The sequence below is a fragment of the Embleya australiensis genome (assembly GCF_051903075.1).
Classification (GTDB): domain Bacteria; phylum Actinomycetota; class Actinomycetes; order Streptomycetales; family Streptomycetaceae; genus Embleya.
In genome coordinates, this window is record NZ_CP182423.1 from 2,030,517 (window position 1) to 2,051,652 (window position 21,136).

The following is a 21,136-nucleotide window of genomic DNA, read 5'->3' on the forward strand; positions in this document are numbered from 1 at the left end:
CGACCGCTGGAACGGTCCCGGGATCGGCCGACAGCCCACCCTTGGACAGGAGCTGACGACGTGACCCACTTTATCGCTGCCATTCTCGGCTGGCTGCGCCGACCGCTCACCCCACCGAAGTCGCCCGGACGGCAGGCCCGGCCCGCCGAGCCGAAGCGCCCCCACACCGGCAACCCCACGAACCCGAGACCACAAATCCGGCCTCAATGGCGGGACTTCGTGCCGCCCACCCCCGCCGACGACAACCCGCCCATGCAGGATTCGGCGACAGTCGTCCCGCCTTACCTGATGACGTCGGAAGAACTCGCCGAACGGCGGCGCCGGCAATCCGCCGAAGCAACAGCGGCTGAAGAACAGCGACAAGCGGAAGAACGGCGCGCCGAACTCGCCGAAGCCACGACCTGGCCCGTCCATGACTGGACCGTCGCGGCGCGCGCGGCGGGAGTGATGGCGTGACGCTCCTGCGCCCCCGGCATTCCACTACTGCGTACGCTGCCGCGCCTACCGGCACGACTGCGTGATCGTTGCCCTGATCAACTCACCGGTCGGTCTCGCGGGCGCAAGCGTCTACACGTGCCTCGACCACGTCAAGACGTTCCCGCCCCTCCCGGACACTCCGGTCCTCCCTGACCCTTGCAACCCCCGCGTACGGCCGATCCGTGCGCGGCAGGGGGCAGGGCGAACCGGCAACCTCCGTCCACCGTTGGCCGGACCCCTGCCCCACCCCGCCCCCGATTCAATTGGACGGCGCCGCTGTCCAGGCTGACTGTGGACACGACTCGGCCGAATTTCGGCGGATCGGTCCACGCTCAACCGCTCGCACCCGCAAGCGTCCGGCGTGCCGATCATCGGCCGGACCGCTCCACGGGACCTGGACCACCCGCCGGCGGCAGTGGAACAGCTCTAACCCGTATGGGTATTCGGCATCCCGCGACCGGCGGGCAGGGACAGCATGGATACCGACTCGACAACTCGGGAGGTACAACGATGGCCGACCACGAAAAGCCGGGCGAAGACGGGGACGGCAAGACCCCGCAACGGCAGAAGGACGGGCAATGGCCGAAGGACAAGCCGATCCCGACGAACGACCCCACGAAGCCGGACAAGGACAAGTGAACGCCCGGCCCGTATGGGCGCGTGTGTTCGCGGACACGCCCCGTCTTCCGTACATCCCCAACGTGGTGTGGGTGGGCGACGACGACGCACGGATCGACCGGAGCACGGACCCGGACGCGTGGGCAAACGCGGTAGCGGCGGATATCCCACTGGTCACCCAAGTGGATGACGGGACGGACGCCGGACACATGATCCCCACGTCGTCCGCGTCCATGCCATCCCTCGTTCGGCTCATGCTCGAACAGCTCGACCCGCGCACAGATCACAACGTGCTCGAACTCGGCACGGGGACGGGGTGGTCGACTGCGCTGTTGTCTACCGCGCTCACTCGTGGCCGGGTGACATCGATCGAGGTGGATCCGCACGTGGCCGCGCAGGCGCAAGAGTCGCTGTTTGCCGGCGACTTCGAGCCGACGCTCATTGTCGGCGACGGGTTGCAGGGGCACAAGGAAGGCGCACCGTACGACCGCCTCATCGCGACCATGGCGGTACGACGCGTGCCTTACGCATGGGTGGAACAGACCACGCCCGGCGGGGTGATCGTCACGCCCTGGGGTAATGCGTACAACGTCAGTGGACTGCTGCGTCTGGTCGTCGGCGACGACGGCACGGCATCGGGTCCGTTCGTGGGGAACGTGAATTTCATGTGGGCCCGATCGCAGCGTTCGGCGTTCGACGGTCGGCGGTTCGTGGGTGACGTCATCCCGGACCCGAAGACGCGCCGGATTCGACACACCACGACAGACCCACGACCCATCAGGGAGGAACACGCCGATTTTGCCATCGGTCTGCGTCTACCCGATGTCGAGCACCGCACGTACTTCGGGCAGGGCGACAGGTTCGCGACCTGGTACGCCGATGGGGAGTCCTGGGCATCCATCGACTACCAACCGGGCGCGGACTCGTTCGAGGTGAACGAGCACGGGCCACGCGATCTGTGGGCGGAGATCGAAGCCGCGTACGAAGCGTGGCGCGATCAAGGGGAACCCTCGCGCGAACAACACGGGGTCACCGTGACCCGTGACGGTCAGTCGACGTGGCTCGACGGGCGGAACGGCCGAGTGGAGATCGGACCGGCGTCCGGCGCATAGCACCGTGTCGGCCCCGGCCCGAAAACACGGGTCGGGGCTGACCGACCTTAGCCTTCGGCGTCTTTGTCGCGTGCCGGCACGAACGTTCCTCGCTGTGGTTTCGTCTCGAATAGCCGACCTCACACACGATCGCAACCGCGGACCAGGCCCAGCCGCGCCAGACCGGGCCAAAAGCACCCGGTCCGCGAAACCCGGACCCTCCGGCGTTTGAGGACATCCGGCCGAAGGCCGAACCCAACCAAGCCCGGCCGGGCTCCGAAACGTTCGGGCCACATGAGCCGGCCCGTCCGGCGCTTGAGGACACTCGGCCGAAGGCCGGGTCGGATCGTGCCGGCGGTCGGGCGCGGCGACCTTTGGGGTAGCCGGTCGTCCCCCGCCCGGGGGACCAGGCGGCGGTCCGTCGGGCGACGACCCGGCGCGGCTGCGCGGCAAAGGTGGAGACCCCGCCCGAAACCGAGCCCGGAGGTCGTCGTGGCCCCTCCCCTTCCCACGCCCATCGCCGATCCGGCCCCGCCCGCAAGGGCGTTGCGCCGCCGGTCCGCATGGGCACCGGCGGCGGCCGTGTCGGCGACGGTGTACGCCGGTGTCCAGGTGACGTGGGCCGCAACCGGCACGGCTGTGCCGTGGAAGGCCCACTCCGTGCACTCGCCGGCGGTCCAGTACACCCTGGCACTGGTGGCCTTGGTCGCAGGCGCAGCCGGCCTGCTCGCCCCGCGCACGCGGCGAGCGCATCGCGGCGTCGCCGGCGTCCTGCTCGGCGCCATCCCCGTCCTGGGCTTCGGCATGGCGCCGTTGCCCGCCTACCTGGTCACGATCACCGCCGGCGCGGGCGTGGAAAGCGCGACCGGCCTGGCCCACGTCCTGCTCAGCACGACCCTCACCAGCACGCTCGTCCTCGCCCACCACCGTCGATCCACCGAGGCATGCCCCGACTGCGGCCAAGACCATGTCGCCGCCCGCGCCGATGCACCGCTACAGCGGCCCGCACCGTCGATCGCGTCCCGCCGAACCCGGCGCACCGCGTTCCTCCTGACCACCGGCCTCCTGCCGTGGATGGCCGTGAAAACCATCTGGACGCTGGGCGGGGACGCCCTCGGCATCACCGCCGAACGCTGGAATGCCTCACACGCCGACGACTCCCGCCCGGTGCGCGCGCTCGCCGACGTGGGCATCGACGCGACCGTACTGGCCGCCTGCGTGGCCCTCTTCCTGATCGCCGGGCTGCTGTACCCATGGGGGCAGCGCTTCCCGCGTCCACTGCCGTGGCTGGGCGGCCGTCGTGTGCCCCGGCCCCTGCCGCTGGTGCCGGCGGCGCTCACCGCGTTCGGGCTCGCGCTGTACGGCGTGCTTCTGTCGGTGTACGCCCCCCTCGCCGCGCTCCACGTGCTCCCCACCCCCGATCCGGACCCGCTCATCGGCGGCACCCGCTCCGGCACCCTGTGGCTGATCGCCTTCGGCGGCGCCGCGTTCGGCGGCCTGGGCTTCGCCCTCGCGGTGGCCGCCCGGTCGTACGCCGCCCGCACCCGGCCGCGTTGTACACCCGCGTCCCGCTGAGGCCGAGCACCCGAACGGTCGACCCGCGTGCACGAGTTGACCCGCACCCCCGGTGACCCTGACGCCCGATGACCTGCGGGGCCGGGCGGCCCCGATCGTGCCCGCCCGGCCCCGCGATGCGATCGATCAGCCCGTCGGCGACGCCCCCGATCCCGCCAACTGCCGGTCCGCAGCGGCCTGGATGGCGTCCTTGTCGCCGATCTCCACATCCGGGACCGCGTCGGGCAGCACATCCTCCATCCGACTCAGCGGCCGGTACGCCAACCCCAACAGGCCCCACACGCCCAGCGTCAGGCCGACCAGGACGAGCAACAGCCCCGTACCGCGCCCCGGTCCCGTGCCCAGGATCGGCCCCAGCGACCCGGCGAGCGCACCGTCGGGCCGCAGCAGCGGCTCGAACACCCGGTCCGCCAGCGGCCCGGCGGTCAGGAAGCCCAGCGGCATCATGGACATCGCCAGCATCTGATTGGTGGCCAGCACCCGGCCCTGCAACTCCATCCCGACCTTGGTCTGGATCAGCGCCATCCAGTGCGAGTTGAGGATCATCAGCGCCGCCCACAACACGAACAGCCCGACCGCGACGAAGACCGGCTCCGGCCGACTGCCCGCGAACACCGCGGCCACGCCGACCACCGAGGTGAAGCCGATCATCCCGGTGGCCCGCCGCGCGGTCCCGCCCCACAGGGCCATCACCAGCGCACCGAGTACCGCGCCGATCCCGCCGACCGCGGTGACCACACCCAGCGTCACCGCCGAACCGTCGGCCAGCACCATCGGGGTCACCAGCACGGTGGCGACCGCGAAGAGGTAGTTGAACACCACGAAGAAGACCACCATCGCGACCAGTCCGCGCCGCCGCACGATGTAGCGCCAGCCCGTCACCACCTCGCGCAGCAGCGGTTCCTCGCGCTTTTCGAACAGCGTGTTCGGGAAGCGCACCCGCAGCAGTACGGTCACCCCGACCAGGAACGTCGCCATGTCGAACAACACCACGCCGTGCAGCCCGACCGCCGCGACCAGTACGCCGCCGGCAAGCGCGGCGAGCATGTCGCCCGATCCGGTGCCCAGTTGGGCCAGCCCGTTGGCCTGACCGAGGTAGCGCTTGGGCACCAGTTGGGCGATCGCCGCGATGTAGGCGGGCCGTTGGAAGGCGTTGCAGACCGACCCGACGCAGGCGACCACGTATACGTGCCACAGGTCGAGATATCCGGTCCACAACAACACGCCTAGCGAGAGCATCGCCGCGGCGGCCGCGGTATCGGTGACGATCATGATCCGCCGCCGGTCCATCCGGTCCGCCACCGCCCCGGCGATCGGCAGCAGCAACACTGCGGGCAACACCGCCGCCACCGAGATCATCGCGAAGTCGAAGGCGGATCCGGTCCGCAGGTAGACCCAGACGCCGAGCGCGAACGTGGACAGCGCGGTGCCGATCATCGACACGAACTGCCCGCCGGCCACCTTGGCGAACGTGGCCAGATTCGGCCGGGCCGCCGCCGGTCGTGCGGACGGGAGTTCGGCCGTCGGCGCCGGGCCGGCCGACCACCGGCCGAGCAACCGGGCCAACTCGCCCGCCTGGTGCTTGAGGAAGTAGTGGCCCGCCCTCGGAATGACCGCGAGTTCGACGCGCGGCCCGAAGTGCTCCCATTCCGCGTAGCGTTCCTCGTACAGAAGAGTCGCCCGGTCCTTGTCGCCCACCACGCACAGGATCGGCGCGGCCACCGGCACGGGCCGCTCGTCGCCGTAGGCGCGCGTGTAGAAGTCCTCGGCCTGGCGCACGTCGTGCCGCAACGCCCGGATCAGGAAGCGCTGTTCGGCCTCGTCGTAGACGTCGGTGAAGCCGCCCATCGCACGCAGGTAGTCGAGGTAGGCCCGGTCGGAGAGCATGCGGTCGCCGGGCAGCCGCTCGGCCACCCACGCGGCGAGCCGGCCCGGGAGCCGCGCGGCGGGGAAGGTGCCGCCGAGCGCCAGGCCGCGCAGTTCGGCACCGGCCGCCTCCAGGCGCGCGGCCAGGGCGGTGGCCAACGCGCCGCCCAGGCAGTGCCCGTAGAGCAGGATCGGCCCCTGGATCCGGGCGACGATCTGCGCGGTCAACCGGTCGGCCAGCGCGTCCAGTTGCTCGGGCTCGTCGTCGGGCCGGCCCGGATCGTGTCCGGGCAGCTCCACCGCGTACAGCCGGTGTCCGGCCGGCAGCGCGTCGGCGAGCGGTTGGAAGGTGATCGGACTTCCGCCGCCGTACGGAACGCAGACCAGGGACAACGTGGTCGGTCCCGCGTCCCGGGTGAGCCGGTGCAGCAGCGAACGATCGCCCTCGCCGGGTTCGGTGCCGTCGGCGCGGCGGTCGATCAGGGCGGCGAGTTCGCCCACCACAGGGTGCTGGAACAGGTCGATGATGGACAGGCCCCGCCCGATGGCACGCACCGCGCGGACGGCGGAGAAGCTGTCCCCGCCCAGCGCGAAGAAGTCGTCGCCGGCGCCGATGTCGCCGGTGCCGAGTACCTCGGCGAAGGTGGCCGCCACGGCCTGTTCGGTGGCCGTGACGGGCTCGACGCGGGTGTCCGGGGCGGGTGCGAGGTCGGGTTCGGGCAGGGCCGCGCGGTCCACCTTGCCGTTGGGGGTGAGGGGCAGGGCGGGCAGCACCACGACCGCCGAGGGGACCATGTAGTCGGGCAGGCGGGTGCGCACGGCGGTGCGAATCGTGGGGCCTTCGGGGGCGGTTCGGTCCGCCGGCGCGGCGGCTTCGACGACCACGTAGCCCACGAGCTTGCGGGCCGCGCCCTCGCCGCGGGCCACCACGACCGCCTCGCGTACCCCGGGCAGCGCGCCGAGTTCGGCTTCCACCTCGCCGATCTCGACCCGGAAGCCGCGGATCTTGACCTGGTGGTCGGCCCGGCCCAGGAACTCGATCAGGCCGTCGGGGCGCCGCCGGACCAGGTCGCCGGTCCGGTACGCGCGCCGCCCGTCGAGGTCGACGAAACGCTCCGTGTTCGACGCGGCCGGCCCGAGATAGCCCCGGGCCACCCCCGCGCCGGTCACGTACAACTCGCCCGGCACGCCCACGGGAAGCGGTCGGCGCAGCGAATCGAGCACATGCGCGCCGACGTTGCCGAACGGCAGCCCCAGCGGCGCGCTCGCCGCGCCGGCGGGCACCTCGGTGACGGGCGCGCCGAGCATCGAGACGGTGGTCTCGGTCGGTCCGTAGTGGTTGTGCACGGTCAACTCCGGCCGGGCCGCCCGGATCCGATCGAGCAGCTCGGCGCGGAGCGGTTCGCCCGCGCAGATCAGCAGCTCGCGCGGCAGCGCGTCGGCGAACCGGCCGCCGACCGCGGCCAGTCCCTCCAGATGACTGGGTACCAGCTTCATCGCATCGATGCGATGTGCCGTCAGATACGCGGCGAACGCGTCCGGATCGGTGGCCTGGTCCCGAGTGAGCAGGTGCAGGCAGCCGCCCGAGGTGAGCGCGCCGAACACGTTGGTCGTGCCGAGGTCGGCGGCGAACGTGGACACCAGCGCCCAGTTCCACGGCCGGCCGTCGGCCGCCCGTCCGGGCCGTATTCGCTCGCGCAGCCCGTACAGGTAGTTGAGGTAGTTGCGATGCTCGACCGCCACCGCCTTGGGGGTGCCGGTGGAGCCGGAGGTGAACAGCACGTAGCACAGGTCCGTGGCGGCGACCGGTGTCGGCGGGACGGCCGGGTCCGGGACCGGGTCGGCGGGGGCGACCGGGTCGGGGGCGACCGGATCGGGGGCGACGACCGGCAGGGTGTCGCCGACGCGAGCGTGCAGGTCGGCGGTGGCGACCACGGCGACGGCGTCGGCGGCGGTGAGGAGCGTACGGATCCGGTCGTCGGGGTAGAGCGGGTCGAGCGGCAGATAGGCACCACCGGCCTTGAGGGTGCCGAGCATGCCGACGATCAGCGCGGCCGAGCGCTCCGCGAACAGCCCGACGACACGGTTCGGACCGACCCCCAGGGCGGCCAGACGCCGGGCCAACACTGCGGCGCGGGCGTCCAGTTCCGCGTACGTGAGCGTTTCGTCGGCGCCGCGGACCGCCGGTCGCTCCGGCGTGGCGCGGGCCTGGGCCTCGATCAGGCCGTGCAGGGTGCCGGCGGTGTCCCACGCGCGTGCGGTGTCGTTCCATCCGGCGAGCGCGCTCTCCTCGGCGGCGGTGAGCAACGGCAGTTCGGCCACCGGCCGTTCCGGGTCGGCCGCCATCGCGTCCAGGGCGGTGGCGAGATGGCCGAAGGTGCGCCGGATGGTGGACTCGTCGTAGAGCGCGCTGCGCCAGACCAGGTCGGCGCGCAACTCGTCGGCGGGTCCGGTGTCCAGCACGGCGATCGACAGGTCGAACTTCGCGGCTCCGGTGTACGTGTCGCGCCACTCGACCTCGACGCCGGGCAGCGTGGGGTGTACGGAGGTCTGGTTGTGCACGTTGAGCAGTACCTGGAACAGCGGCGTGTAGGCGAGTTCGCGTTCGAGGTCGAGCGCGTCGACGAGTCGGTCGAAGGGCAGTTCCTGGCGGGCGAACGCGGCGAGGGTCCCCTCCCGGACCCGGTCGAGCAGTTCGCGCACGCTCGGTTCGCCCGACAGATCGGTGCGCATCGCGAGGGTGTTGACGAAGCAGCCGATCACGGTGTCGGTGCTGCGGTGCGTACGTCCGGCCACCGGGCTGCCGACGGTCACATCAGTACCGCCGTTGTACCGGGCGAGCACCACCTGGAGGGCGGTCAGCAGCACCATGTACGTGGTGGTGCCGGTGCGTTCGGCCAAGGCCCGGACGCGGCGCGAGCGGTCCGCGCCGAGGGCGACCTGGATGCGCTCGCCCGCGGTGTCGGCCACGGCCGGACGCGGGCGGTCGGTGGGGACGGTGATCGTGGCGGGTGCGCCGCGCAGCCGGTCCAGCCACCAGGCGCGCTGCCGGTCGAGTTCGGCGGCGAGGGTGGTCTCCTGGCGGTAGGCGATGTCGGCGTACTGGACCGGCAGGGGTGGCAGTTCGGGTTCGCGGCCGGCGAGGCGGGCGGTGTACGCGGCGGTCAGCTCGCGGAACAGCACGCCCACCGACCAGGCGTCGGCCGCGATGTGGTGCAGCACCACGCTCAGTACGTAGCGGTTGTCGGATCGTAACAGGACGGCTCGGATGGGCAGATCCTCGGCCAGGTCGAAGGGTTGCCGGGCCTCGGCGGCGAGCCGGTCCGGTACGTCCGGCTCCGGCAGGTCGACGACGGGCATCGCGAACCGGTCGACGTCCAGGACGGTGGGCAGCACGTGGCCGTCCACGCTGGGGTACACCGTGCGCAACACCTCGTGCCGGGCCACCACGTCGGTGAGCGCGGCGCCGAGCGCGGCCTCGTCGGGGCGGCCGGTCAGGCGCAGCACGAGCGGCATGTTGTAGGCGGCGCCGTCGGGTTCGTACTGGGCCAGGAACCACATCCGGCGTTGCGCGGCGGACAGCGGCGTGGGTACGTCGGCGGGCCTGGGGGTCAGCTCGGCCCGGGGTGTGGCGGATCGGGCCCTGGCCAGTCGGCGGCGCAGGTGTTCGCGGCGGACGCGCTCCGGATCCCGGTCGGGGTCGGGGCGCGTGGTCAGGATCTCCTCGGAGTCGGTCATCGCATGTCCCGCACGGTCGAGTCGGGGTATTCGGTCGGTCCGGTGTGCTCGACGACGTCCGGGTATTCGTCGAACTCTCCGGGGTCCTCCGGTTCGGCCATCAGGATGTCCTCGATCCGGCGGGCCATCGCGGCCAGGCTCGGCGCCTCGAAGACGACGCGCAGTGGGAAGGTGATCTCGAAGCGCTCCTCGACCATGGCCGCCATCCGCAGTGCCTGGAGCGAGTTGCCGCCCAGGCCCAGGAACCGGTCGTCGCGGCCGATCCGGGCCGGGCCGAGCAGTTCGTGCCAGATCTCGGCCAGGATCTCCTCGCAGTCGCCCTCGGGGGGTGCGCCGCTGCCGCCGGGGCGCGGCTCCGGCAGGGCCTTCCGGTCGATCTTTCCGGCGGGGGTCAGCGGCAGCGCGTCGAGCGGGATCAGCACGCCGGGGATCAGGTGGCGGGGCAGCCGTTCGGCGAGCGCTGCGGTCAACTCGTCGGCGACGAAGGGGTTTTTCGCGACGACGTAGCCGACCAGGGTGGGCCCGGCGGGCGCGTCCCACACGCTCGCGACGGCGGCGGTCACCTCGGGCAGTGCGGTCAACCCCGCCTCCACCTCGCCCAGTTCGATCCGGAAGCCGCGCAGCTTGACCTGGTGGTCGGCCCGGCCGTGGAATTCGAGCGATCCGTCGCGGCGCCGGCAGGCGATGTCGCCGGTGCGGTACATCAGCGCGCCGGGCGGGCCGAACGGGTCGTGGACGAAACGTTCCGCGGTGGTTTCGGCGTTGCCGAGATAGCCCAGCGCGACACCGGCGCCGGCGATGCACAACTCGCCGGGCGCGTTGACGGGTGCGGGGCGGCCGGCCGCGTCCAGCACGTACACCCGGGTGTTGTCGATCGGCGTGCCGATCGGGACCACGCGCAGCGCCGCGTGGGCACGTTCGACGCGCAGGAGGGTGGACCAGACCGTGGTCTCGGTCGGTCCGTACATGTTCCACACTCGCGCGCAGCGGTCGAGCAGCGCGCCGGCCAGGTCGCCGGTCAGCGCCTCGCCGCCGGAGAGCGCGACCAGGCCGGGGCGGCCGGGCCAGTGCGCCTCCAGGAGCATGCGCCACGTGGCCGGGGTGGCCTGGCACACCGTCACCTCGCGGCGGTCGAGCCAGTCGGCCAGTCGGCGGCCGTCGGCGCTCGTCTCCCGGTCGGCGATCTCCACCCGGGCGCCGACCACGAGCGGCAACCACAGTTCCAGGGCGGCGATGTCGAAGGTGAGCGTGGTGACGGCGGCCATCGTGTCGGCGGCGGTCAGTCCGGGTTCGCGGGCCATCGAGAGCAGGAAGTTGACGATGGCGCGGTGCGGGACGACGACCGCCTTGGGGCGGCCGGTGGAGCCGGAGGTGTGGATGAGGTAGGCCGGGTCCTCGGCCTCGATGCCCGGGTCCGGGGTGGCGGCGGGGGCGAGGCGGACCTCGTCGCCGTCCACGAGGACCACGTCGTAGCCGGGGTCGGCCAACAGCGGCACCCCGGCCGCGTGCGTGCTCTCCCCGACGATCAGGGTGACCTTGGCGTCGTCGAGCAGGGCCCGGTTGCGGGCGATCGGCTGGTCGGTGTCGATCGGCAGGTAGGCGGCGCCGGTGCGCAGCACGGCCAGGAGTGCGGCGGGCAGCAGGTGGGTGCGGGGCATGGCGACCGCCACGCGGGTGCCGCGCTCGGCGCCGTAGTAGCGCAGGGTGCGGGCCAACCGGGCGGCGAGGGCGTCCAGTTCGTTGTAGGTGAGGGTGCCGCTCGCGGCGGAGACGGCGATCGCGTCCGGGGTGCGGGCGATCTGCGCGGCGATCAACTCGGGCAGGGACACGTCGGGGCGCGCGGTCGGGGCGGGGTTGGCGGCGTCGACCACCCGCGTGTATTCGGCCGGATCGAGCATGATCGTTTCAGCGATCGGCCGGTCCGACGCGGCCAGGCCCTCGGCGAGGATCGCCATCAGGTGGTCGACGATCGTCGCGATCGAGGCCGCGTCGTAGCGCCCGGTGCGGTATTCCACGGACAGCAGCGGCCCGCTCGCCGGGAACTCGACGAACATCGACAGGTCGGTCTTGGCCCCGCCGTTGCACATCTCTTCCAGGAACTCCAGGGTCAGGCCCGGCAGTTCGACAGCCGCGCCCGGGTGGTTCTGCACCGCGAGCAGCAGTTGGGACACGGGCGTGGAGGTGTCGGCGCCGGCCACACCCGCGAAGCGCAGCTGCTCCAGGTAGGGCAGCGCGCTGTGGTCGAGCGCGTCGAGCACGATCGGGCGCAGCCGGTGCACCAGCTCGCGGAAGGAGTCGGTGCCCTCGACCCGGAAGCGCAGCGGCACCGTGTTCAGCAACGGGCCCACCACGTCCTCCAGTTCCGGCAGCGGGCGGACCGCGAACGGGGTGAGCACGGCCTGGTCGGTGCGGCCGGTGTAGCGGTTCACCAGGATGCCGAGGGCGGCGAGCATGGCCATGTACAGGCTGGCCCCCTCACCGGCCGCCCACTCCTCGGCGGCGCGCACGATGCCGGCGTCGAGGCGGCGGGCGAACCGGGCCCCGCGCGGGTCGAACGGGTCGGCGTGGGTCCGATCGCCGGGGATGTACTGCTCCGGGCCCAGGTCGGTCAACCGGGCGGCCCAGCCGCGTGCCTCGTCCTCGTGCGCGTCGGCGTACCGGCGCTCCCAGGCGGCCACGTCGCGGTACTGGAGCGCGGGTTCGCCGAGCGGCAGGCCCTGATAGGCCCGGGCCAGATCGTTCAGGAGCAGCCCGATCGACCAGCCGTCCATCGCGATGTGGTGGATCACCAGCAGCAGTTCGTACCGGTCCGGGCCGGTACGCACGGCGACCGCGCGCAACAACCGGCCCTCGGCCCGGTCCAGCGGCCGGCGCGCGTACGGGCGCAGCGCCGCCTCCACCTGTGCGGCGTCCGCGTCCGGCAGGTCGAGCAGCGGCACCTCGACCGGGTACGGCGGTCGAATCTCGGCCACCGGCGCGCCGGCCCGGAACAGCAGCGCGGTGCGCAACACCTCGTGCCGTGCCACCAGTTCGCCCAGGGCCCGACTCAGTTCGACCGGATCCAGCGCGCCGGTGGCCCGGATCCGCAGCGGCACGTTGTACAACGCGCTGCCGGGGGCGACCAGTTCGTGCGTGGCGAACTCGCGCTGGACGGTGCCCACCAGGACGGGGATGCGCGGGTCGCGGTACGGCGGTTCAACCAACGGGCCGGTCGAGCCCGGTTCGGCCCGCTCGACGCGTTCGGCCACGGCGGCGGGCGTGGGCAGGGCGAAGAAGGTGTCGAGCGGGATGCGGATCCCGAACTCCCGCTCGACGCGGGCCAGCAGCCCGACGGCCAGGAGCGAGTTGCCGCCGGCGTCGAGGAACGGGTCGTGCACGCCGATGCGGGGCACGCCGAGCACGTCGTGGAAGATTGCCACGACGCGGGTCTCGGTGGGCGTGCGGGGGCCGACGAACTCGGCCGCCACGAAGCGGGATCGGGTGGCCTCGGGCAGCGCCTTGCGGTCGATCTTGCCGTTGAGGGTGAGCGGCAGCTCCGGGAGCAGGGAAACGGCGTCGGGGAGCATGTAGGCGGGAAGCCGGGTGAGGCAGTGGGCGCGCAGGTCGGCGGGACCGACGGCAGCCGACCATCCGTCGGTCGTCCCGGCGGCGGGCTGCACGAACGCCGCCAGGAACGGTCCGGCCGCGTCCTCGCGCAGCACCACGGCGGCGGCCTGGACCCCGGGGTGTCCGGTCAACACCGCCTCGATCTCGCCGAGTTCGATCCGGAAGCCGCGCAGCTTGACCTGCTGGTCGGCCCGGCCGTGGTACTCCAGCGCGCCGTCGGGTCTGCGTCGCACCAGGTCACCGGTGCGGTAGCGGCGTTCCCTCGCCACCGTGACGAAGCGCTCGGCGGTCAGGTCGGGGCGGCCGTGATACCCCTGCGCGAGGCCGTCGCCCGCGAGGTACAGCTCGCCCAACTCGCCGTCCGCGACGGGTTCGCCGTCCTCGCCGTGTACGTGGGCGGTGGTGCCGGGGATCGGTACGCCGATCAGCGGCTCGGCCCGGTCGGCGCGGTCCACCACGGCCCAGGTGGAGTACACGGTGTCCTCGGTCGGCCCGTACAGGTTGTACAGCACCTCGACCTGCGGGCACGCGTACACCTGGTCCGCGACCCGCCGCGACAGCGCCTCGCCGACCAGGTTGATCGTACGAACCCCGACCGGCAGTCCGGGACCGCGCAGCAGCGCGGCGATCGCGCTGGGCACCGTGTTGATCAGGGTGACCTCGTCCCGCGCGGGCGCGTCGGCGAGCGCGAGCACGTTCTCGACGAGGATCACCGTGCCGCCGACGGCGAGCGGGAAGAACAGTTCGTAGACGGAGATGTCGAAGCACACCGAGGTGGAGCACAACACCCCGCGGACCTGGTCGGGCCGATAGGTGTCGGCCGCCCAGCGCAACATCGCCACGACCCCGCGGTGGGTCACCCGGACACCCTTGGGCCGGCCGGTGGAGCCTGACGTGTAGAGCACGTAGGCGAGATCGTCCGGGCCGGTCACCGCGCGGGCGGGTGTCGGATCGGCGGGCGGTGGGCCGTCGACGTGCACGAGCCTGGTCGCGGCCGAGGCCAGGAGGTGTTCGTGGGCGTGGTCGGTGACCACGACGGGGGCCTGCGAGTCGCCGATCACCCACTCCAGCCGGTCGCGCGGGTACTCGGGGTCGAGCGGTACGTACGCGGCTCCGGCGCGGAGGATCGCGAGCAGGGTGGCGACCAGGTGGGGTGTGCGGGGCAGGCAGACCCCGACCAGGGTGCCCCTGGTCACCCCGGCCGCCGCGAGGCGCGCCCCGACCAGATCGGCCTGCTCGCCCAACTCGCGGTAGGAGAGCCGGTGTTCGCCGGCAATCACCGCGATCGAGGTGGGCATGTGCACGATCCGGGCGTCCACCGGAGCGGCCAGGGGTGCGGCCGGATCCAGCTCGGGGAATGCGGTTGAACTCATCGACTCTCCTGAAGGGTCCTCATGCCGATTCGTGGTCGGCGACGCAGGCGATGTGCTCCCGGGGAGATCGTGGAGGAAGGATTTGACTGTGCCTAGCATCTTCCCCCCACTACTTCGGGTTGGCCGAAAGCAGCCGTAGCACCGTCACGCCCGGAGGGCGGCGAACCGGGTCGAATCGGACCGTGCCGGCCGGCTTCGACGGGAGCAGGTGTATCGCGCGACGCTTGCGAAACGCTTGGCACACACCGGAGTTGGGGCGAGCCGAGGTTGGCGGGGAAGGGGATGGGTCGGGGACGGCGAGCGGGGCCCGGGGTTGCGCGGGGGCCGCTTCGGCGGGCTCGGGGTGTATGTGACGTGATAGGCGGTTCGCCCGGCTGTCGGCTGCCGGACACCCGGCGGACCCGATCGTTGGTCCGGGCTTCAGGCGCGTGTGGTCGGCGGTTCGTCGGCGCTCCCTACCGTTTCGGGCATGCCTGCACAGACACCCGCGTCACCGTTCCGGCTGCCTCGGCGGCACCGCTCCCGGCTCCGGGCCGGCGCCCTGGGCACCGCCCTGGGCCTGGCCGCGACCGCCGCGCTCGCCGGCGTCTCGGTCGCCGCCTCGACCGACTCGGCCCAGGCCGCGCCCGCGGCCGGCGACGTGGTGGTCTCGGAGGACTTCGGCGGCTCCGCGCTGCCCGCCGGCTGGCACGCCGTCGAGGGCGACTGGAAGGTCGAGAACGGCCGCCTGGTCGGTACGTCCGCCAACTCCGGTCAGCAGAGCCGGATCACCTTCGGCCGACACCTGGACGACTTCCGCTTCGAGGCGGTCGCCCGCTTCGAGAGCGCCGTCGACGCGGCCCGCTGGACCGCGTTCGGCTTGGACGTCCCGGCCACCGGGAACACGCCGTGGTCGATCGCCACCATGCGTACCGGCACCACCGCCGCCAACGGCCTCGAATTCGCCCAGCGCACCACCGCCAACGCCTGGAACGTCACCGACACCGGCTCCGCGCCGACCGCCGCCGGCACCGGCCGCGACGTACGGATCGCGGTCGAGGTGCACGGCACCCGGGCCCGGCTGGTCGTGGACGGGCGCGAGGCGCTGCGCACCACCCGGGTCCAGCGCTCCGCCGACGGCGGCCAAGCGCTCCTGGTCAACGGCGCGCGGGTCTCCTTCGACGACGTCAAGGTCACCACGCTCGCCCCGGAGGCCAACGCCTACCTGCGGGCGCCGGGTGCGCCGATGTCGGTCGTCGCGCACCGGGGCGCGTCCTCCGCCGCGCCGGAGAACACGCTGATCTCGGACGAGACCGCCCGCCGGGCCGGCGCCGACTGGATCGAGAACGACGTACAGCCGAGCCTGGACGGCATCCCCCACATCCTGCACGACGACACGGTGAACCGCACCACCGACGGCAAGGGCCGCATCCGCGACCTGACGGCCGCTCAACTCGCGGCCCTGGACGCCGGTTCGTGGTTCTCGCCGCTGCACACCGGGGCCCGGGTGCCGACGCTGCGCGCCCAGTTGGACGACCTGCGCACGCGCGGCGGCAACCTGCTCCTGGAGATCAAGGGCAAGCACACCAGGGACGAAGTGGCCCGCATCATCCGGGACATCAGGGACACCGGCATGAGTGGCCGGGTATTCGTCCAGAGCTTCGAGGTCGACGCGCTGGAATTCACCCACGAATTGGCCCCCGACCTGCCGCTGGGCCTGCTCCGCAGCGCCTTGGACGCGGACCCGGTCGCCCTGGCCAAGCGCCTCGACCTCAAGGCCTACAACCCCTCGGCCGGCGGCCTGGCCGCCCGCCCCGGCGTGGTCGCCGACCTGCATCGGGCCGGCGTCGCGGTGATGGTCTGGACGGTCGACGACGCCGCCGGGTGGAAGATCCTGGAGGCGGGCGGCGTGGACGCGGTGATCACGAACCGGCCGGCCGAACTCGCGGGCTGGAACGCGGCGTGGCGCCAGAACGGCACACCGCCGACGCCGGCCGCCCCGACGGTGCGCATCCTCGCCCCGGCCGCCGGAGCCCGCGTCGAGCGCGCGGCCTCCCCGGTGCCGGCGCTCGACACCACCGGCGCCGAGTCGGTGCGACTCACCCTGGACGGCAAGGAGTTCGCGGCGGGCACCCCGATCGACACCACCGCCCTACCCCTCGGCACACACACCCTGCGCGCCGAAGCCAAGGGCCCCGGCGGCACCACGACCGCGGAATCCACCTTCACGATCACCGCCACGCGCACCGGCCTGGCCCATCTGATCCTGACCTCCGGCGCCGACCGCGTCGCGGTGGCCACCCTGACCACCATGCTCGCCCACGACCAGTACCCCCAGCTGGCCAACTGGGCGGAGAACCAGTCCGGCCGTACCATCGCGGCCCCCAAGGCCCGACAGATAGCCGGCGACGCCCGCGCCCTGGGCTGACCGAGCCCGAACGCCACGGCCACAACACGGCTCCGGTGGACGCGACCCCGCGTCCACCGGAGCCGTGTCGTGCGCGCACCCCGAGGAACGGTTCCCCGTTCGAAGGGCCTTGAGCCCCTCGGGTGGTTCATACGATCATCCGGTTGGTTCCCGGCCCGTGGAACTAGACGCTGCCCGGCACCCTCCAGGGCCCGACCACGGTGGGGGACCTGCCGCCCACGGCGACGCCGCAGGAAGCCGACACCGCGCTGGTCCCGTCGCGCCGCACCGTGACCGTCCGCATCACCCCGACGCCCGACCCGCAGCTCGGTGTCGACATCGACTTCGGCTCGGGGGCGCAGCGCGTCCTCTCCATGCCCGTGCCACCACCGAGCGCCCGGTGACCTCACCGCCGGACAGCGAAACCATCACGGTCGTCGGTCCGGGCCCGAGCCCGACTCCGACCCCCACGCACAGCCCCAAGCCGACCCACACGCACAGCGCAACACCCACAGCCACAGCCACGGCTACAGCCACAGCCACGACGGCCACGCCTACGTTCACGCCGTGCCCCGAAATGCCCACCCCGTGCCCGATCCACTCCGCCCCCCCAGCACGATCCCGAGCCCACCCACACACCACACCCGGTCTCCGCACCCGGCCCTACCCGACGACCCGCACCCACCGGGATCCGCACCGGACCACGGCACGGCCGACCGGATGCCCGCCACCGGCAGCGGCCCCACCGCACCGCTCGTACTGGGCGCGGTCGTCCTGCTGCCGGCCGGCGCCGTCCTGATCCGGCTGACCCACAAGCGGCGTAGCCGCCGAAGCTGACCGGACGTCGACTCATCGCTACAACGGGCCCGAGCCGGGCGTGCCTGTGGGCGCGGGGGCCCCTGTCGGACCGTAGACTTCGGGGATGGGCGAGCGGTTTGTGGTCAGTGCGCTTGTGTTGCTGGTTCCCGACGTGGAGCAGGTCGTCGAGCCCTGGCGGGAGCGGTACGACCCGCGCGTCGCCGAGGGCATTCCGGCGCATGTGACCGTGTTGTACCCGTGGTTGCCGCCCACGGAGATCGGCGCCGAGGACCTGGAGGCGCTGGGCACGATCGCCGCCGCACAGCCGGCGATGGAGCTGGTGTTCGAGCGCATCGGGAAGTTCCATCGCGGATTGTGGCTGGCCCCCGATCCGGCCGAGCCGGTGTTGCGCCTGATCGAGGCGGTGACCGACCGCTGGCCGGACTACCTCCCCTACGGCGGCGCCTACCTCGACGATCCGGACGACGTCGGACCACACCTGACCGTCGCCCTCGGCCAGGACACCGAGCAACTGCGGGCCCTGGCCGAGGAGGTCACCACCCGCCTGCCCCTCACCGCCCGGGTCGCCGGACTCGACCTGGTGGTCGGCGACGAGGACGGCAACTGGTCCCTGCGCGAGTCCTTCCCCTTCGCCCCACGAACCGCCCCGACCCGGGACTAGGCCCTGTCCGGCGGGAGTTGCCGGACCGGCCCCTCGTCCGGAGGGGGGGTCAGGGTTTGAGCATGAAGGTGAAGTCACCGGTTCCAGTGAGAAGACCGCAGCAAGAAGCAGCGCGGCGCAGATGCGCGACGCGCGACCAACAGCGCTCGGGGAATCTCACACGGTGTACAACGGCACTTCCTTGCCTGGAGGACAGGTCGGCGGCACGGTAACGGCGCACCGCGCCGCCGATCCACCGATTTTCCGACGGTCTTCCGACGGGGTCCCGACAACGGTTCAGCCGGCAGCCTGGGCCCTGCGTTGGCGCTTGGACAGCGGGGCCTGGGACAGGTCTTCGGCTTGGGCCCGGAGGTTCTTGTGGCCGTAGCCGCGGTCGGTCAGCCACCGGTCCGCCGCGGCCAGCGCGCGCTCCGTCGCCGGGACGATGTCCTCCTCCGCCTCGCCCGAGTCGACGAAGCGGAAGGTGAAGAACGGGCGCGCCGCCAGGTCGTACGTCAGATGCCCCTCGGGCGTGAAGGCCGCCCGCAGCACGTCGTGCTCGGCGGCTCGGGCGAGCAGTTCCGCCCGCTGCTCCTCGTCCAGTGCGTCGAAGGCGCCTCGGACGGTGATTCGGAAGGTGCGTGCGCTCATGGGCAAACCCTAGGCGGCGCCTCAACCGAATTTCGGCGGGAGGCCCGCGCCCGGGCTCAGCGCTCCTTCGTCCACGACCCCAGGACCATCAGCGTCTTGGTGCCGGTGACGTTTCCGTTGCGACGGAGGTGGTCGATCACCTGTTGCAGGTGGGTGATGTCGCGGACCCGGACATGGATCAGCGCGTCCGGATCGCCGGCGATCGTGTACACCGCCTGCACCTCGGGGGTGTCCGTGGCGGTGCGCACGATCTCGCTCACCGGCATGCTGCCCGGGTAGCGCAGTTCGGTGAACGCCTCGACGCCCCAGCCCAGCTTGGCGTGGTCGATCTGCACGGTGAAGCCGGTGATCACGCCCTCCTCGCGCAGCCGGTCCACCCGGCGCTTGACCGCCGCGACCGACAGGCCGATCTGCCCGGCCATCTCGGAGAAGGTGCGCCGCCCGTCCTCCCGCAACATGCGCAGGATGTTGTGGTCGATGCTGTCGATCTCGGCCATGCCCGACGCTCCCGTCCTCGGCGCTGCCACCGCAAAGCATCGAACCCGAGTCCGATCGGCAGGCAAGAATCTTGCGGCATGTACCCGATCCGCCGCAAGATGCTTGCGCCGGCGACCGAACGGCCCACATCGCCGCCGACCCCCCGGGATGCTCCCGGAGCCCGCCGCGTGGCCCGATACGCTGCCCGCCGGGATCCGAGACCCCGGGGACGACGACGCGTCGACCGGATCGGCGGGAGGGCTTCGCCATCATGCGCAGGACACGAGCGGATCACCAGGATCCCGAGGACGTCGGCGGCCCGACCCACCCACCGGGTCACGGCCGACGCAGCCACGGGAGCGACCATCACGCGCCCGATCCGCCACCCCCGCCGGCGAACCACGGCCACGGTCACGCCCACGCGCACGGCCCCGCCTCCCCCGTCTCGACCCGGCTGCGCCGTCTGGTGGCCGCCGTGCTCATCCCGTTCGCCGCCGCCGTGGTGGTCGGCCTCGTGGTGTTGTGGCCCAGCGGTACGCCCGCGCACCCGCGTACGGGCGTGGGCTTCGACCAGGAGACCCGGGACGGGCGCGTCACCAAGATCGAGGAGTTGCCCTGCGCCCAGGCGGACGCCGACGCCTTCGCCGCCGGCAACGGCCACTCGGGCGACCCGGCCGGCGCCGCCGCTCCCCCGCCGGACGCCACCCCCGGAGGCGTCCCCTGGCCCCCACCCACCACCGCGCCCGGCTCGGTGCCCCCGCCCGCCGACTGCCGCCGCGCCACCATCGAGATCACCTCCGGCGCCGACCAGGGCCGCCGGGTCACCGAGGTGGTCCGGCCGGACCAGCTGCGCCGGTTCTCTGTCGGGCAGGGGGTGGTGCTCGCGTACGCCCCGGGCGCGCCCGAGGACCTGCGCTATTCGGTGATCGACGTCCGGCGCGGCCCGCCGATGTTGCTGCTCGCGGGCCTGTTCGCGATCGCGGTGATCGTGGTCGGGCGGATGCGTGGGCTGACCGCCCTGATCGCGCTCGCGATCAGCTTCGCGGTGTTGTCCTTCTTCATCCTCCCGGCCATCCTGCACGGGTCGGATCCGCTCCTGGTCGCGGTCGTCGGCGGCAGCGCGATCATGTTCACGGCCCTGTACCTGTGTCACGGCATATCCGCGCGCACGTCGGTCGCGGTGGTCGGCACGCTGGTATCGGTGGCCCTGATCGGGGTGTTGGGGAAGCTGTTCATCGGGTGGGCGCACCTGACCGGCAACACCTCCGACGAGACCGGCCTCGTACACGCGCTGTATCCGCACATCGAGTTGCACGGCCTGCTGTTGGCCGGCTTCATCATCGGTTCGCTGGGCGTACTCGACGATGTGACGGTCACTCAGACCTCGGCGGTGTGGGAACTCAAGCAGGCCGACCCGACCATGACGGCCCGTCGGCTGTACCGGGCGGGCATCCGAATCGGCCGCGACCACATCGCGTCGACGGTCAACACGCTGGTACTGGCCTACGCGGGCGCCGCGTTGCCGTTGATGCTGCTGTTCTCGATCGCGCGTCGGGACGTCCTGGACGTGGCCACCAGCGAGATCGTCGCGGAGGAGATCGCCCGCACGCTGGTCGGCAGCATCGGCCTGGTCGCCTCGGTCCCGGTCACCACCGCACTGGCCGCGCTGCTTGCCGCGGCCGATCACGGACCGCCCGGGCCGCCGACGAAGGGTGCCGCCGCGCCGGCCGTCACCGTACCGGCGCCCGCATCCCGGGGGCGCCACCGGGGCCGCTGAGCGCGCATGGGGGCTCGCGTCGGTCGGCGTGACGGACCCCAC

At 72.4% G+C, this 21,136-nt stretch carries 12 protein-coding genes; 8 read left to right on the plus strand and 4 right to left on the minus strand.

The features are described 5' to 3' along the window. Nucleotides 1-60: 60 nt before the first annotated feature. The 4 genes from ACMXN5_RS39140 to ACMXN5_RS39155 all read left to right on the plus strand — a co-directional run bounded on the left by ACMXN5_RS39140 (nucleotide 61) and on the right by ACMXN5_RS39155 (nucleotide 3,761). A complete protein-coding gene (locus ACMXN5_RS39140) occupies nucleotides 61-456 on the plus strand; it encodes a hypothetical protein (RefSeq protein ID WP_439679651.1) in 396 nt (131 codons plus the stop codon). A 531-nt stretch (nucleotides 457-987) separates the two neighbouring features. Then, nucleotides 988-1,116, plus strand: a complete 129-nt coding sequence (locus tag ACMXN5_RS39145) for a hypothetical protein (RefSeq protein ID WP_380003552.1) — start codon at nucleotides 988-990, stop codon at nucleotides 1,114-1,116. Between the two features lie 71 nt (nucleotides 1,117-1,187). Beyond that, a complete protein-coding gene (locus ACMXN5_RS39150) occupies nucleotides 1,188-2,207 on the plus strand; it encodes a hypothetical protein (RefSeq protein ID WP_439679652.1) in 1,020 nt (339 codons plus the stop codon). 471 nt (nucleotides 2,208-2,678) lie between these two features. Continuing rightward, on the plus strand, nucleotides 2,679-3,761 hold the full coding sequence (locus ACMXN5_RS39155; protein WP_439679653.1) for a hypothetical protein: 1,083 nt from the start codon (nucleotides 2,679-2,681) through the stop codon (nucleotides 3,759-3,761). A gap of 126 nt (nucleotides 3,762-3,887) precedes the next feature. Here the strand turns inward: ACMXN5_RS39155 and ACMXN5_RS39160 are convergent, their stop codons facing one another. Then, nucleotides 3,888-9,365, minus strand: a complete 5,478-nt coding sequence (locus ACMXN5_RS39160) for an amino acid adenylation domain-containing protein (protein WP_439679654.1) — start codon at nucleotides 9,363-9,365, stop codon at nucleotides 3,888-3,890. Then, complete coding sequence (locus tag ACMXN5_RS39165; RefSeq protein WP_439679655.1) at nucleotides 9,362-14,344, minus strand: amino acid adenylation domain-containing protein; 4,983 nt, start codon at nucleotides 14,342-14,344, stop codon at nucleotides 9,362-9,364. The genes ACMXN5_RS39160 and ACMXN5_RS39165 overlap by 4 nt, the downstream gene beginning before the upstream one ends. Before the next feature lie 469 nt (nucleotides 14,345-14,813). Here ACMXN5_RS39165 and ACMXN5_RS39170 point away from each other — a divergent pair, with 469 nt between their 5' ends. The 3 genes from ACMXN5_RS39170 to ACMXN5_RS39180 all read left to right on the plus strand — a co-directional run bounded on the left by ACMXN5_RS39170 (nucleotide 14,814) and on the right by ACMXN5_RS39180 (nucleotide 18,210). Further along, nucleotides 14,814-16,751: a glycerophosphodiester phosphodiesterase family protein gene (locus ACMXN5_RS39170; RefSeq protein WP_439679656.1), complete on the plus strand. Its 1,938-nt coding sequence runs from the start codon at nucleotides 14,814-14,816 to the stop codon at nucleotides 16,749-16,751. A gap of 200 nt (nucleotides 16,752-16,951) precedes the next feature. Next, entirely contained in the window at nucleotides 16,952-17,134 is a 183-nt protein-coding gene (locus tag ACMXN5_RS39175; protein WP_439679657.1) for a hypothetical protein, read from the plus strand. Between the two features lie 518 nt (nucleotides 17,135-17,652). Further along, a complete protein-coding gene (locus ACMXN5_RS39180; protein ID WP_439679658.1) occupies nucleotides 17,653-18,210 on the plus strand; it encodes a 2'-5' RNA ligase family protein in 558 nt (185 codons plus the stop codon). A 276-nt stretch (nucleotides 18,211-18,486) separates the two neighbouring features. On the opposite strand, the gene ACMXN5_RS39185 is transcribed toward ACMXN5_RS39180, so the two are convergent. Both ACMXN5_RS39185 and ACMXN5_RS39190 read right to left on the minus strand, forming a co-directional pair. Further along, complete coding sequence (locus ACMXN5_RS39185; protein WP_439679659.1) at nucleotides 18,487-18,840, minus strand: DUF6204 family protein; 354 nt, start codon at nucleotides 18,838-18,840, stop codon at nucleotides 18,487-18,489. Between the two features lie 56 nt (nucleotides 18,841-18,896). After that, nucleotides 18,897-19,337: an Lrp/AsnC family transcriptional regulator gene (locus tag ACMXN5_RS39190; RefSeq protein ID WP_126636947.1), complete on the minus strand. Its 441-nt coding sequence runs from the start codon at nucleotides 19,335-19,337 to the stop codon at nucleotides 18,897-18,899. Nucleotides 19,338-19,588: 251 nt separating this feature from the next. On the opposite strand from ACMXN5_RS39190, the gene ACMXN5_RS39195 reads away from it, so the two are divergent. Next, the gene (locus tag ACMXN5_RS39195) at nucleotides 19,589-21,094 is read left to right on the plus strand and encodes a YibE/F family protein (protein WP_439679660.1); all 1,506 of its coding nucleotides are present in this window, start codon (nucleotides 19,589-19,591) and stop codon (nucleotides 21,092-21,094) included. Nucleotides 21,095-21,136 lie beyond the last annotated feature (42 nt).